The sequence below is a fragment of the Aureliella helgolandensis genome, assembly GCF_007752135.1.
In the GTDB taxonomy this organism is placed as follows: Bacteria; Planctomycetota; Planctomycetia; order Pirellulales; family Pirellulaceae; genus Aureliella; species Aureliella helgolandensis.
Genome location: NZ_CP036298.1, coordinates 4353804 through 4369173, shown reverse-complemented (window position 1 = coordinate 4369173; position 15370 = coordinate 4353804). Strand labels below are relative to the sequence as shown.

11 protein-coding genes are annotated in these 15370 nt (G+C 55.0%); 10 read left to right on the top strand and 1 reads right to left on the bottom strand.

From position 1 onward, the window contains the following. Positions 1 to 80 precede the first annotated feature (80 nt). The 10 genes from Q31a_RS15505 (at position 81) to Q31a_RS15460 (ending at position 9377) form a co-directional block, all read left to right on the top strand. A complete protein-coding gene (locus tag Q31a_RS15505) occupies positions 81 to 836 on the top strand; it encodes a flagellar hook-basal body protein (protein ID WP_145079626.1) in 756 nt (251 codons plus the stop codon). A gap of 24 nt (positions 837 to 860) precedes the next feature. After that, positions 861 to 1664: a flagellar basal-body rod protein FlgG gene (gene flgG / locus Q31a_RS15500; RefSeq protein WP_145079624.1), complete on the top strand. Its 804-nt coding sequence runs from the start codon at positions 861 to 863 to the stop codon at positions 1662 to 1664. Positions 1665 to 1715: 51 nt separating this feature from the next. Continuing rightward, complete coding sequence (flgA, locus tag Q31a_RS15495) at positions 1716 to 2759, top strand: flagellar basal body P-ring formation chaperone FlgA (RefSeq protein WP_145079621.1); 1044 nt, start codon at positions 1716 to 1718, stop codon at positions 2757 to 2759. A gap of 271 nt (positions 2760 to 3030) precedes the next feature. Next, on the top strand, positions 3031 to 3642 hold the full coding sequence (locus Q31a_RS15490) for a flagellar basal body L-ring protein FlgH (RefSeq protein ID WP_197355308.1): 612 nt from the start codon (positions 3031 to 3033) through the stop codon (positions 3640 to 3642). A 181-nt stretch (positions 3643 to 3823) separates the two neighbouring features. Beyond that, positions 3824 to 4987, top strand: a complete 1164-nt coding sequence (locus Q31a_RS15485; RefSeq protein ID WP_231690777.1) for a flagellar basal body P-ring protein FlgI — start codon at positions 3824 to 3826, stop codon at positions 4985 to 4987. 34 nt (positions 4988 to 5021) lie between these two features. After that, complete coding sequence (locus tag Q31a_RS15480; RefSeq protein ID WP_145079614.1) at positions 5022 to 5351, top strand: rod-binding protein; 330 nt, start codon at positions 5022 to 5024, stop codon at positions 5349 to 5351. Positions 5352 to 5439: 88 nt separating this feature from the next. Then, positions 5440 to 6285 carry an alpha/beta hydrolase gene (locus Q31a_RS15475; RefSeq protein ID WP_145079611.1) on the top strand — a complete coding sequence of 282 codons (846 nt, stop codon included), beginning with the start codon at positions 5440 to 5442 and terminating at the stop codon, positions 6283 to 6285. Next, positions 6285 to 6914, top strand: coding sequence for a DUF447 domain-containing protein (locus Q31a_RS15470; protein ID WP_145079608.1), 630 nt, complete (start codon positions 6285 to 6287; stop codon positions 6912 to 6914). The genes Q31a_RS15475 and Q31a_RS15470 overlap by 1 nt, the downstream gene beginning before the upstream one ends. Positions 6915 to 6924: 10 nt before the next feature. Beyond that, positions 6925 to 7983: a hypothetical protein gene (locus tag Q31a_RS15465; protein ID WP_145079605.1), complete on the top strand. Its 1059-nt coding sequence runs from the start codon at positions 6925 to 6927 to the stop codon at positions 7981 to 7983. Between the two features lie 119 nt (positions 7984 to 8102). Then, entirely contained in the window at positions 8103 to 9377 is a 1275-nt protein-coding gene (locus Q31a_RS15460; RefSeq protein WP_145079602.1) for an OmpP1/FadL family transporter, read from the top strand. On the opposite strand, the gene Q31a_RS15455 is transcribed toward Q31a_RS15460, so the two are convergent. Beyond that, on the bottom strand, positions 9371 to 15271 hold the full coding sequence (locus Q31a_RS15455) for an ATP-binding protein (protein WP_145079599.1): 5901 nt from the start codon (positions 15269 to 15271) through the stop codon (positions 9371 to 9373). The two genes, Q31a_RS15460 and Q31a_RS15455, sit on opposite strands and share 7 nt — an antisense overlap. Positions 15272 to 15370: the final 99 nt, after the last annotated feature.

Here is a 15370-nt window from a genome sequence, read left to right as displayed (position 1 = left end):
TTGACGAGAGCTTGCAAAGCTGCGAAATGAGAGTCATAGGTCAATTTCGCAGGGGTGCGATCGTAGAATGCTAGTTGGTCATGCCATACGGACTCTATCTCTCAGCAGCTGGAGCCAATGCACAAAGTCATCGGCTTGAGGTTCTGAGTCATAATTTAGCGAACATCAATACGGCGGGCTTCAAGCCGCACATGGCCATGCTTCAAAGTCAGCATGCGGAGGCCATTGCGCAGGGAGATGTCCCTCCCGGACAGGGTGGCGTCGATGACGTTGGTGGCGGTATCGGCATCAACCCGACGGTGACGATGTTCGAGCAGGGCCCCATCCGTCAGACCGGCAACCAAACCGATTTCGCCATTAACGATGAACAGAGCTTTTTCACCGTGGAGCATGGTGGCAAGCAAATGCTGACGCGGGCTGGAAATTTTCTATTCGATTCTCAGGGAACCCTGGTGACGCCCGGCGGTGATCCCGTTCTATCCGCCGGAGGTGGTCGGGTCGTGATTGATAAGACACGTCCCTTTCAGGCAATGGATGATGGAGCCATCGTCCAAGATGGAGTGCGCCAAATGGTGGGCCTGGTGCGCCCCAAGGAGAAGGGGGATTTGTCGCGTGTTGGGGAAAACCTCTTCGAATCGCTGACGCCACTTGTTCCGGTGGCTGATCGGGACCGGCAAGTGACCAGTGGAGCGCTGGAAATGTCGGCTGTCGAACCCACCAAAGCCATGATGGAGTTGATCGAAGCTTCGAGAGTCTATGAAGCCAATGTGAAATTGATGCAAACCCAAGACGACGCGACCGGGCAATTGATTAGTCGTGTACTGCGACAGGGCTAGTTGTTTAGCAGAAAGTAAAGATTTATGAGTATTCAGACTCTGTACACCGCCGCGACCGGCATGGATGCAATGCAGACGAAGTTGGATGTTATTGCCAATAATTTGGCGAATATCAATACGACTGCGTTTAAGAAGGATCGCGCGAATTTTGAAGACCTACTTTATCGCAACGATGCCTACCCAGGCATGCTCGATTCGCAGCAGACGCCCACGGCTACTGGTACGCAGGTCGGTTTGGGAGTGCGTGTTCAGAGCACTCAGAAAGATTTTCGCCAAGGAGCCATCCAGCAGACAGGGCGTCAATTGGATGTTGCGATTGAAGGAAATGGCTTTATGCAGGTGCTCGATCCACTGACGCAAAGCACCGCTTACACTCGGTCTGGCAATCTCGATATCAATGCCAATGGAAACTTGGTGATTGGTTCCGCGCAAACGGGGCGTCTCATCGAGCCGCCTATTTCCATCCCGCAAGATGCGACAGATATCGTGATCAGCCCCAATGGGCAGGTCAGCGTGCGCCAGGCTGGAAACATCGAATTGCAGCAGGTGGGCCAATTGCAAATGGCGCAGTTCATTAATCCTGATGGGTTGCTGAAGGTCGGAGAGAATTTGTATCAGCAAACGGATGCCAGTAGCTCTCCCATTTTAAGTGATCCAGGGTCAGACGGCTTGGGGATTCTTCGGCAAAGCACTCTCGAAGCATCGAACGTCGAGCCGGTTACTGAATTGATTGACTTGATCACTACCCAAAGAGGCTTCGAGCTCAATTCCCAGGCGGTACAGGCAGGCGACCAAGTTCTCCAGCTCATTTCCAATTTGAGACGATAGTGACGCGTGGATTGTTTCAGATCGAATTGACCTTTGGATGAACTGCGATTCATGGACTTTAAAATCTTACTGTTGGCGTTGTTGACCTGGAGCCTAGCTTGCGCCGCTGAGGCTGAGGAGAAAACAGTGCTGCGGTTCCGGGAGACACCGGCCTGCCAGGGAGACGTCGTGCACCTGCGAGAGTTGGTGGAAGTTGCCGCCGGAAAGAGCAGCACCATTGATCGAGTACTTGAGATGCCAATGGGGCCTGCACCCCGTGCCGGCGCCGCCCAGGTTTGGTATAGCCAGGACGTGCTCAAGCATCTCGAATTGCGAGGGGTTCACCCAGCCAGTATTCGTTGGACCGGCAGCGATCAAGCAAGGCTGGAGCGAGTCCAATCCTCGGAACACCAAGTGATGGCCTCCATGACTCCGGCCTTTGTCCAAGAACGCACCGTGCGTCAAGCCGCGGAGCTCGTTGAACAGGCCCTTTCCGAATATTTGACTTTGAAGACTGGGGAACGAACCGACTGGCGGATCACGGCGCACATCCCAACTCCGCACGTCAGTAGTATGAGTTCTCGACGGAATATCGTTGGAGTTGGCGGCGGAAGTGAGCCCTGGCTTGGGGAGCAGCAGTTTGTGATCCAAGTTCGGTATGGTGATGAGGTGAAGAACCTTAGCATCATGGCGACGGTCGAGTTTCCGCCCATGATTGTGGCTGCCAAGCGCCCCTTGCGACGGGATGAAGTGCTGACCGCCGACGCACTGATGTATGAAGCATTGCCGAAAAACTCTAAAGCGGATGTTGAGTATTTCACCGATATGGATCAAGTGCTTGGCAAGCAAATGCGCCGGAGCCTGAGCACCGGTTTACCGCTGTCCGATGAGTTCCTGGGCGATCCCATTGTGGTGTCACGCGGAGAGATCGTTACCATCGAATGTGTGGCTGGTGGAATCACGGTCAGCACGCAAGGGCGTGCGATGGGTGGTGGCGCCATTGGCGATCTGGTGGAGGTCGAGATGGCGGGACGCCGCAAGTTGCTTGCGACCATTTCGGGTCCCATGAAGGTACGTGTGGCTGCAACCAGTCGACCAGTTACTACCGCGCGGTAGGCGTTCGGCGGGCATACCGCAGCGTCTACATGTCTTTACCAAACGAATTACTCACGACATAAATCAGGGGATCGGGATGCTTTTGAGCGGTAATTTAGGGTGCCAGGTCCGTTGGCGGAGATTTTGCCAAGGGGTATGCTGCTTGTGCCTAATCACCTGTGGGGCGTCGGCGGTTGAAGCGCAAAGCAGTTCCCTGTATCACAACCCACGCATTTCGAGTGGCCCGACGCAGCAAGGTAGTGCTCCTCCGGGACCTGAACAAGTTGGACCAATGGCGGGCGCACCGGCGGGGTACGCGCCTCAAATGGTCGCGCAAGCAGGCTACGGTGGGTTGTCGCTGAATTCGGCCTTCACCTACCAACCGCCGCCTAAGAATCGGATCCTGCAGGTGCACGACATCGTGCAGATTCGCGTTGATGAATCGGCCCGGATGACAGCTGATGGTATTGCATCGCAACGGAAGAATTCCATTTATGACGCAGCCCTAGAAGAGTGGCTGCGATTCGATGGTCTGTCCATGAAACCGGCTCCACAGTCCGATGGCGATCCTGAGGTGAGTGCTACCATGAATCAAACCTATCGCGCTAGCTCTACGCTCACGACGCGAGAGTCTCTCACCCTGAATATCTCCGCCACGATTGCGGACATTCGTCCCAATGGAAACCTAGTGCTAGAGGCGCACAAGACAATCACCATCAATGACAACCGCTGGGAAGTTTCGCTGAGCGGCGAGTGTCAAGACACGGCGTTGGGGCCAGACAACGTGGTGTTGAGTCGCGATATTATCAATCTAAAACTCGATAAGCGGGAAGCTGGACAAACGCGTGATGGTTATCGCCGCGGATGGTTCACTGAATGGTTTAGCCGCCTGCAACCGTTCTAAGTCGCCTATCGAATTGAGTACCACCTGTAGGCCAAAATGAAGTAAACCATGGCGGCGGGGCCGCTGGTGGTTGCCTAGCAAGCGAGCGGACGCTGCGATTGCTATTTATTCTCTCAGCCAATTCTCTATGATCGGCCAACAACACGCTCGGCAAACGACGCCTGTCTTCGGAGTATCCATCATGAATCGCCCTGACGCACTCAATCGAATCGCCCTTCAGCAGGCAGTTTGTGGTGCGCTCGCTTGGCTGGCAATGAGTCCCGTTACTGTGGCACAAGTGGCTCCGGTCGCTTCTGTGGCGCGCTCCACCTCAATTCCGCAGTCTGTGGTCACGTTGCGCGATGTGTGCCGGCTCAAGGGACAAGAAGAGAATACGCTCCAGGGCTGGGGGTTAGTCGTAGGGCTCAAGGGGACGGGAGACAGTGACATAAAACCGACGATGCGCGCGTTGGCGCGGGCAACCCAGTTGATGGGAGCCAGTATCGCCACCGATGCCCAAGGTGTTCCCTTGCTGGATGAAGTGGGGGATGCTGGAAATGTTGCCCAAGTAATGGTCACGGCCAAAATTCCAGCAGCTGGTGCTCAGCAAGGGGATAGGCTTGATTGCGAAGTGAATGCGATCAATGCGAAGAGTCTGGAGGGTGGGCGTTTGATGTTGGCCTATTTGCTCGGTCCTCGGGCAGACCAGCCCGTCGTCTATGCTTTGGCTGAAGGACGGATTTCACTCCCCAACCCTTCAATCCCAACCTCGGGAGCCGTTTTCAACGGTTGCAAGATGGAAGCAACTGTTACCAATGCGTTTTCGGAAAATGGCAAAATCACTCTGATACTCGATCGAGACTTGGCAAGTTTTTCCAATGCGGTTTTCATTGGAGACGCGATTGACGGCTTGAATCAGGGTGGGCTGACTGGCGTGGGTGCTGCCGCGGACTCGTACATTGCTACTAAAGCGATTGATGCTCACCATGTCGAGGTGATGATTCCGAATGTCTATCGTGATGAACCGGTGAAGTTTGTATCGCTCTTGATGGATATCGCGCTGACCAATATCAAGAAAAACAAGCGTGTGGTCATCAACGAGCGTGAGGGCGTTATTGTCATGGGCGAGGATGTCCTGATCAATCCGGTCGCCATCAACCACAAGAATCTGAGCATTGACGCCCGCCCGGGGGTTGGAGGCTTTGCCGGTTTGGATAGTCAGTCGCCTGTGAACGAGATGCGCCCTAAGCTCAAGAATCTCGTTGATGCACTCAATGGCTTGAACGTGCCAACCGCTGATATGATTGCGATCATCCGTACGCTCGACCGTAACGGAGATTTGTACGGCGAAGTGATCTTCGAATAGTGTCTCTGTTTCGCGTCTTGTTGGGAACCGAAGAATGATTCCACCCTTGCCGAGCCAGGTGTCGGTGAATGTAGAACCGCCCCGCTTGCTGACGGAGAAGGTTGGCAGTCAACCAGCTAGCGACGCTGTGGACGCTCCTCTCAAAGAGGCTTTCTCCGATTTCGTCGGGCAGACATTTTTCGGTGAGCTGATCAAATCGATGCGAGCCACCCAAAAGCCAGCAGCCTACTTCGATGGTGGGCGGGCTGAAGAAATTTTCCGCGGACAGTTCGATCAAGTTTTGGCGGAAGAGTTGAGCGACGCCAGTGGTGAGCAGATCGCCGATCCCATGTATGAGCTGTTTATGTTGAAGCGGCAGCAGTAGTCCTGCCGAACACCTAGAGCGATTGGTGGATTGTGGAGTATACTGCGCGACTTCCTCTATTTTCTACGAGAACAGACGAGCTTCGCCGATGCGCTACGCCGCCCAGTGGACAACGATCGCATCCAACCAATCGAAATATGTGCACCGCTGGGATCCAGAGGTGCCCCCCAAGGGGTGCGTGCTGATCGTGCATGGCTTAGGGGAACACGGAGCCCGTTATCACCGACTGGCAGAGGATTGGGTGGCTGCCGAGTTCGCGGTCGTTGCATTCGACCAGCAAGGGCACGGCCTCAGTCCAGAAGCCCGCGGTTGCATCCAATCCTATTCTTCGCTGTTGGATGATATCCACGCGATGTATCAGTGGTGTCAACGCGAGTACGCCAGCGTTGCCCCTACCCTGTTTGGCCACAGTATGGGGGGAAACTTGGTTTTAAACTATGCGTTACGAGAGTATCCACGCCCGGCCGGAGTGATCTCTTCCAGCCCAATGATTCTGGCGATGAATCCGCCGAGCGCTGCCTTTGAACGGTTGGCGCGAATCCTACTGAAGTGCATTCCCAATTATCGCTTGCGGTCGCGGGTGAACCCCAAGCATCTCATGAACTCAGAGGTCGAACAGCAAGCATTTCGGGAGGATCGCTTATTCCATGCGCAGCTCTCCTTGCGTTTGGGAGCGGCATTGATCGATAGTGGAAGATGGTCATTGGAGCAGGCGCACACTCTATCGACGCCATTGCTGCTGACCCACGGTACGGCCGATATCCGGACTTGTCCTGAAGCGTCTCAAGAGTTTGGCAGACGTGGCGGTCCCTGGTGTCGAGTCGAGATTCTCAAGGACCGTCTGCACGATCCCTTTCGGGACAACGAGCGGGACGAGGTGATTGCGATGTACAATCGATTTATCCGAGAAATTGCTCTGAGTGGAGCCCATTGATGGGAGAGTCCGATGCTACCGCAACGGGGCCAAGCATGATTGTGGAAGGCCTGCTGTCGACACAGCGCGACGATGGGACCGCCCATGTGGCTCCCATGGGGCCTGTCGTGAGCGAGGACTTTACACGGTGGACGCTGCGCCCTTTCCAGACTTCCACAACTTTCAAACTGCTCCGCAGCAATCCGGTAGGGATCTTTCATATCGTCGACGATGTGTTGCCCGTGGTACAGGCAGCGCTCGGGCAGCCTCTATCGCTCGAATTCCAGCCGCATGCTGCTGGAGGGCAGATCCTGACTTCTGCTTGCCGATGGTTTCGGCTCGAGATCACCGACTGGGACCTCAGCTCAATTCGCAGCGAAGCCCATGCCACAGTGCATAGTAGCGGGCATCTCCGCGACTTTTGGGGATGGAATCGAGCCAAGCACGCCGTACTCGAAGCCACAATCTTGGCGACCCGCGTTCATCTGCTGGAGCAGGGAGAGGTTGAAGCTAGCCTTGCGAAACTTGAGGTAGCGGTTACAAAGACTGCCGGGAAACGCGAGTTGGATGCTTGGAAATTGCTACAGAACTATTTTGTAGAATACTATGGTCATGCAGATCACACTGGTTTCGTAGATAACAAAGGATGAGAGTAGCACGTTGCTCGAGATTCAAACTGGCTGCCGCATTCACTTTGGACTAATGGAACTCTGCCCCGCTGCGCCTCTGCGTTTCGCAGGCCTTGGTCTGGGAGTTGCCCAGCCGGGAAACCACTTGCGATTTTCCTCCCCCGCTTGCGTCGAGCACAGGCCTCAATCGCCTTCGCAAAATCGAGCCAAGCGGGACAGCGCGAAGCGTCTGCGTCCCATCCTAGAACGTTGGCTGGCTGGCAACCATAATGGCTGTCCTGTGCCTAGCATCGAGCTTGTGTCCGGCCTCCCCGCGCACGCTGGCTTGGGAAGTGGCACTCAGTTGGGCGTAGCTGCCGCCTTTGGTTTGTGGCTCTGGCAAAAAACGCAGACGCAAGGTTCTCTTCCGATGGGAGAGGGGTGGCAGCCAGTGTCCCAGGTTGCGGGAGTGCTAGGATTGCAGGAGTTGGCTGAGCGGTCAGGACGAGGATTGCGTTCGGCCATCGGATTGCAGTGCTTTCTGAGTGGCGGGTTGGTGCTGGATCGCGGTGAGTCCGCTAGCCAATCTAAGGGGGAAGCGAGGTCACGTGGTTTTGATTGTCAGACGATCAATTTGCCGGAATCGTGGCGCGTACTCTTGATACAACCGATGAGCAATCGGCGCGTTTTCGGAGATTCGGAAGCAAAGCTGCTGGCTCGCATCGGCCGGACTCCGAATCCAGACCGTAACCGTATGCTGAGTATTGCGGAGGAAATGTTGGAGTCGTTCCAGGCGGGGGCGTTCGCATTTGGCAAATTCATCTCCTTGCTGGATCGCTACATGGACTTAGCATCGAAGATGTTCCATGAGGTCCAGGGAGGCAAGTTCAACGGCCCCGAGGTCGCCTCGGCCGTACTGCAGGCCCAGCGCGCAGGCTTGCAGGGAGTTGGCCAAAGCAGTTGGGGGCCGACGATCTTTGGATTCGCTGAATCCAAACCGGCAGCCGAAGAGATTGCGCAGCGTGTCAGGGAGTCAACTTCGGAACCTTGGAAAATCGATGTTGTGGCGCCGTCACGGCACGGTGCTCGGTGGAGGTGGAGCGACTCCTAGACTTGCAACTTTAACTTCTCGGAAACAATTACGATTAATGTAGTCATGCTGCACCAGTTGTGCCGAATGTACCAGAGGCATTCGTCGATCGTCCGTTCGTTAAAACCAAGGCAACGTAAATGCAAGTCGCTCGTTCTGCACAGAAGCTCTATTGGACGGTCATCTTTGCACTACTTTGCTCCCACAGTGTGAATGCGCAAGGCCTGCTGATTTCTGCAGCTGGTCCGGTCAATCGCAGTATGGGAGGGGCGTCAACCGCCGCACCCATCGATGCCCTAGGGGCTCTCTATTGGAATCCCGCCACTATCAGCGGCTTGGCGGCTAGCGAAACTGAGTTCAGCTTAGATCTCTTGTTTGCCAATCATACCTTGGCGTCGACCGCGGGAAATGCCCATGGAGAGACGGAGGCGGACCCAGGCGTTTTTCCCATCCCTAATATTGGTTGGGTTCACAAGTCGACGAATCCCGCCCTCACCTATGGTTTAGGTGTGAACGCGGTGGCAGGATTTAAGACCAATCTGCAGACGGATCCCAGCAATCCGGTTCTGGCACCTCAAGCGGGTGGTGGCTTGGGACGTGTTAGTTCTGAAGCATCGTTCATGCAGCTGGCTCCGGTCATTTCCTATTCCCTAACCGAGAGACTCTCGATCGCGGCCGGCCCCACCATCACTACCGGACAGCTGGGAATTGAGCCCTTTGTCTTTGATTCGCCAAATTCGAATGGCTATTCCTCCGGACGTTCGACGCGTTACCACTGGGGAGCCGGATTTCAAGTCGGTGCTTTCTATATCTATGACGATGAATGGCGTTTCGGTGCGTCGCTGAAGAGTCCCACGTGGATGGAGAAGTTTGACTTCAATGGTGAGGACGCAACGGGAGGACCTCGCACGTTGACGGCTGACATCGATCTGCCCTTGGTTCTTTCACTGGGCACCTCGTATGCTGGAATAGACCGCTGGCTGTTCGCCTGCGACGTCCGCTTTGTGGATTACGCCAATACAGCAGGTTTGGGAGATCCCGCCGAATTTGACGGGACAGGCCGTCTTGTGGGACTCGATTGGAGTTCGGTACTGGCCACTGCCTTAGGCGCCCAATTCCAAGTGCACGATGGCATCGCGATCCGCGGTGGCTATACCTACAATCAAAATCCGGTCAGCAACAATGAGGCTTTTTTCAACGTCGCGTCGCCGCTGATCTACCAGCACATGCTCAGTACTGGGTTGTCCATTCAAACTGCCCCGACGACCGCCGTGAATATCGGTTACAGCTACATGCTCGATAGCAATCGGACTGGTCCCATCTTTGCACCGGGTTCTGGGGCTCTGGCTGGTACAAGCGTTGAGAACTCCCTGGATGCGCATTTCTTGAGCTTTGGATTGTCGGTCTATCAATAGGCCGGTTGGAGGTTGCCTGTTGTCCAATGCAAAAGCATGGCTTGCAGCGTCTCTGGCTGGATGGGTTTGGTGAGACAGGCGTCCATGCCCGCTTCCAGACACTTGATTTCGGTTCCTTCCAAAACGTGAGCAGTCATTGCGATGATCGGAGTGCGATGAGGGCCGTTATCTGTTTTACGGATCTCACGCGTGGCCTGAAGACCATCCATGCCGGGCATTTCGAGATCCATCAGGACGACATCAAACGAATCTTGGTGGTTTGCATCTACTGCCTCCTGTCCAGAGGATGCGACGGTACATCGGTGTCCAAAGATTTCCAGGACCCCCTGTGCGACCTCTTGATTGATCTCAGCGTCATCCACCAGAAGGATACTGAGTCCTGCGGTTGATGCGGGTGAGTTTGTCGCCACGTTGCTCTCGATATCCTCGGAAGATGATGTGGTTAGTGCTTCAACCAATTCTTTGGCAGAGGTCGGTTTTGCTAAGCAGTTCTCATAGGGGATGCCTAATTTGAGCGTTGCCTCTTCTGGCGCGTTGACCGGCAGTAGTACGAATACTTCAACCTGAGCTTGTTGAAGCGCTCGAATCGAATCGGTGGATGGCCATTCTGAACTCTGGAATCCGAGGTCAAACAGGATGATCGACCTTCGGGCGTTCGAGTTCGCTGCGGCGGATAGCGCTGTTACATTGGGTTCTAGGTCAGTGAGATGGGTGCAATGGGCACCTGCAAACTGGAGCGTATCTCGATAGCTTTCCGCCGCTGAAAATACGGAAGTCACGATGGCAATGGATGTGTCTGCTAGAGAGTGGGTGAAGGATTCCGCTGGGACGGCCTGAGAGAGAGGCAGCTGCACGTGGAACGTGCTGCCCTGCCCTAGTTCACTGTCGACCCAAATTTTGCCTTCCATGAGAGCTACCAATTGGGCAGAAATCGTCAGTCCAAGTCCCGTGCCGCCGTAGCGGCGTGTTGTGGAGGAGTCGTCTTGCTGGAAGGACTCAAAGATCGCTTGATGCTTGGCTGGAGGAATGCCGGGGCCGGTGTCGCGTACTGAGAGCTGGAGGCAGGAGCGGTCGGATGAATCCGTGGTCAATCGTGCTCGTACCACGACCTCTCCAACATCAGTGAATTTGATTGCATTTCCAACCAAGTTGACAATGATCTGTCTCAAGCGGCACGGATCCCCGTAAAGCGATTGCGGCAATTCTGGTGACAGATCGCAAACCAATTCGACTTGTTTGTTCGCGGCATTGATTGAAAGCAATTTGATCGCATCCACAATGGTTGCGGTCGGTTCGAACTGGATATTCTCCAATTCCATTTTCCCCGCCTCAACCTTAGATAGGTCGAGGATGTCGTTGAGCAGTCCCAGCAGCGCGTTGCCAGACTGTTTCACGATTGTGAGGCAATTCCGCTGTTTGTTGTTCAATTCTGAACGCAACGCTAGTTCTGTCATCCCGAGGATTCCGTTCATTGGGGTTCGAATTTCATGGCTCATCGTAGCCAAGAATCGACTCTTGGAATCGTTGGCAAATTCGGCGGTTTCCTTAGCGTCCTGAAGTTGTTCCTGGACGACGAGCAGCTCGCGGGTTGTACGCTCCAGCTGCGTATTGGACTTCGCCAGGTCGTCGGCACGAGCACGTGCCACTGCGGTACCATCGGCCACTCGCTGCTCCAAGGTTGCATTGAGTTGTTCGAGCTCATAGAAGCCAGCTGCATTCTCCAGAGCAGCACCCGTAATCGCCGCAACAAAATCGGCGAGTCGCAGCTCATCCTCACCGAACAAATTACGCACTTGATGGTGCGCAACGTAGAGGCAGGCAACGACGGAATCTCGCTTGCGAATCGGGACACAGAGTCGAGAGCGATCACCGGTCGCGGTACTGGAATCTTCGGTGGAAGAATCGTTTGAGATCGAGATCGCTTGGCCCGCATCAATCGCAGATTGCACGAAGCCCAGCATTTCCGAGTCCAAACTGTACCCAGACTGATTGATCGGACACTGTTCGTCGTCGAGCTCGATGAAGTAGCATTCATCGCCGCGCAGCAAACGCACGGCGGCTGTTTTGGCCTCTGCAAAGATTCGATCCGCCGACAGAGCCGAAGCGATACTTCGTCCGGAGTGTAGGACGCGATCGAATCGATCGACCAACGATAGGCTCTGCTCCAGCTCGTGAGTAGCGCTGGACTCTTTGGGTTGGCGTGCGTCTAAAGATTCGAACAATGCCTTGGCTGCGGATAGATCCGCTTGACCGTTGTATGAGGTAACTGAATTGGTGAGTGTTCCGCGGTAGTACAGCGATAGAGCGAGCTCATACTCAGCATGATGTTGGCGGGCGGTCAGCACACTTTTATCCAGGAAGCGTAGCATCCGCTGATGATTGCCTTGCATCGCATAGGCCAAGGCCAGTTCGCGATAGGCGCGCGGCAGGTCATTCCTACAGAGCTTGGATTGCCGAATTGCACGTCGCGCTGCGGTCTTGGCTTTGTGAAGAAGGTGCTTGCATTGTCGCGGTTGATACGTCTGCACCTCGGCAGCCTGTCGACGGTAGGCGGTAGCCAACCAAGCCGAAGCTGGTAGTGTGTATGCGTTGAGGATCCCAGCCTTGCGAGCCAGTGCGTAGGCCTGCTCGAGAGACTCGATTGCGGTCGGCCATTGATGTTGATAGACGTCATGGATGCCGGCAGCAATGAGAACTTGCACGGAGCCCTGACGATCTTGCCGCGAGCGTTGCAGTTCAACTTCCAGTAACTCGGTGGGGAGCGGTGTCCGGAAGACACGTGCCCACACATCAAAGATGATACCGGAGGCCTGTTCGTCACCCAGTTCTGTACCTGAGCGATAATTTAGACGGACTTCGTTCAACGCGCCCTCAAAATCGCCGAGATGGTAGAGGGAGGCAGCAACTTGATATCTGGCAATGTGCACTTGCCAGTAGTCGCCAGTCATCTCCAGTAGCCGTACCGCCTCGCGTCCCTTTTCGACACATTTTCGAAAATCGGACGCATAGTACAAAACGCAGCTGTAGAAGGTAAGCGTTTGCCCCTCTCCCCAGACATCTTGAAAGTGCTTGCGCAGAGCCAAGGACTTTTCAGCATAGGTAACGGCACGGTGAAACAGTGGGATCAGGCTCACCACGGGGGCATGTTCCGAGTACGCATGTGCCAATTCTGGGGTCGGTGCATAGCGCTCGGCTAGATTGAGGCCTCGCAAATGCGCCCACAAACACTGCCCCTTTGTGCGGCAAAACCAATAGCCGTGGGTTAGTTTACTGTAGAGCCCGATTGCAAGCGTGGTGGACGCATCTGGCTCCCGTTTGATACGGTGTACAAACCATCGTGGAAGCAACGTGTGCAGGATTTGCACGCAAGCCTCAAAGCAGAGTGCGCTGAACACAGCTAATGCATTCTGTGGAACAAAACATCCCAACGAGCCTAGGGCATGCTCAAAGGCAACGGTCGCCTGATCCATATCGCCCCGCTTAAAATTCAGTTCTGCTTGCTGCGTCTGGATCTGAGCTTTCGCGAAAGTGCCGTCGGCAAATTCGGCAGCCTGTGCTAAGTAGACGGCGGCGTCGGCATACTTGCCACGCAACATCAATGTCGTACCCAGGCCTGAAGAGATATTGAAGCGAGTCTGTAAGTCGGCGGTTGTTGCGCTACGGACGGCTATCAGATACTGTTGCTCGGCAGACTCCAGCGAAAACTGTCGACGAGCCTGTTCGGCGGCACGTATCGCAAACTCTATAGCCCGTTGCGGTTCCCCCGCTTGATCGAAGTGATAGGCGATTTCTGCAAAATGGTCTGGTGAATGTTCCTCGAGGTACTCGGCAGCCCGGTGGTGAAGGGGCCGCTTTTCGTCGTCAGGCAGCCAGCGTTGCAGGGCGGCGCGGATCTGGTCATGAACGAACGTAAAGCTAGCTCCGTCAGACTTTGCCCAGACAAGCTGACGCTCGCGAGCCTGCCGCAAGGCTTCGAAAATTTCCGCCGCAGTGACCTCAGCCAATGCCATGCTGATATCGAGACAAAACTCCTTACCCAGGAGGGCACCGATAGACAGGACGCGTAGGGTGTCCTTAGGTAGGAGGTCGATCCGCTTAGCCAAAATGGAAGCAGCTTGATCCGAGGATTGGAGATCCGCGAAGGCTGCAGCTCGAATCTGCCAACCCGTTTCCAACGGCACTAGAGCGGATGCTTCAACGAGGCCACGCAACACGGCTGTAGCCATGAAGGGACTGCCCTGCGCCAGGCGTTGCACGGTACGCAATACTTCGCGTGGCAAGCTGCCCGCCATCGACTCAAGCAACTTTCCGACTTCTTCATCGGAGAATGGTTGCAAAGCGATGTGGTGACGCGGAGACTGATTTCTCAACAGGTGCGTCTCGTCGACCTCTTCGTGTCGGAAAGAAGCGATCAATGTCGTCTTTAGAGCGACGCGTTCCGATTTTTCGCGCCATCTCTGAATGACGCGCAGGGTCAGGGCATCACACCACTGGCAATCGTCCAACATTACGATGGTCGGCCCGAAAACCTCCCCGACGCACTCCAGGAATCGCTGCAGAGCTTCGACCGTTCGGTTTTCACCGAATGCCTCAGGAGCAACTACTCCGCTGGCTGCTACTGCCAGCATCTCTCTCAGTCGCGGTAAAGCTGCCACCAAGGTTTCGCTTAAATCACCAAGTTGCTTGCGTATCTCGTCCAGGGCAGCGGGGCTTTCTTGAATAGCATTTTGCAATCCATCGACAATTCCATCAAACACTGCATACGGCGAATTCCCCACACGATTGACGCACTGTCCTCGTAAGACGAGTTGCCGCCGACTTCGAGCGAGCTTGGCCGTCTCGATGAGTAAGCGGCTTTTTCCGCTGCCAGAAACTCCTTCAACGTAGACCAAGCAACCTTGCCCCTCGTTGGTTTCATCTAGCGCCTGGGACAATTGTGGTAACCCTATATCGCGATTGACGAAGGCGGGGACCGTCAACGACCGCCGGCGGTCGGTGACTCCAACGACAATACGTGACGGGTGCATTTGTCCAAGCGCATGTTCAATAGCGCGGAGGTCTGTGGCGACAGCAGTCGCGGTTTGATAGCGATCTCGGGGATCCTTGTGCAGCAGACGCTGGACTACCTCATTCAATTCCCGGGGGGCGTTGGGAGTCAGACTGCAGATATCGGGAACGCTCGCGGTCAAATGCTCCAAGAGTACCGAACTGACGCTACCTGAGGCAAACGGAGGAACGCCAGTTAGGCACTGGAAGAGCAGTACACCGGCGGAGTAAAGATCGGATGAGGGCCCAACATCGTAGTCGATCGAGCCGGTTTCCTCGGGAGACATGTACATGACGCTGCTGGCCGCGTGCTGTCCGTAGAGCTTCTCCTGGTTAAACCGCTTGATATCCCCCAATCCAATAATCGAAATCTTCTCCGCGGTGGTGTCGCGAATGAAGATGTTCGATGGCCTAATATTGCGGTGAATCGCACCCGCATTGTGGAGGTCGGCGAGCGACTGAAATAACTGAATCCCCAGCCTCAGGCAGGCGGAAAGCGTGAGTCGTTCTTGCTGGAATTGCTGGTCGAGGCGAATGCCATAGGCGAACGGTAAGACGATGTAGAGAATGTCCTCTTGGTAGCCATATTCGAGGATGGGTAATACACCGGAAGGACTAACTTGGGATCCGACCTCCGCTTCGTGGAGCAAAAGTGTTTTGGCACCTGCCGGCAAGAGCTGCGTATTAAACGCTCTGACCACCAAATCTGCTTGAGTGCGGGAATCCGTACATCGCAGCGTTTGCTTCTTTGGATCTGCGTGTAGCGTCTCCCGATAGAGATAACGACCTCCCTCCAATACTGGAAGCGGTTCGTCAATGACAAGTTGCTGAAACCAATGCGTATTCAATTCTCTTGCCCTTCGAGGATAGCAGGCATGCCTCCCCCTGAACTGATGGGGTTTCTATCTAGATGCACGGTACAGTCTAGGACACAAAAAGAGAAACGC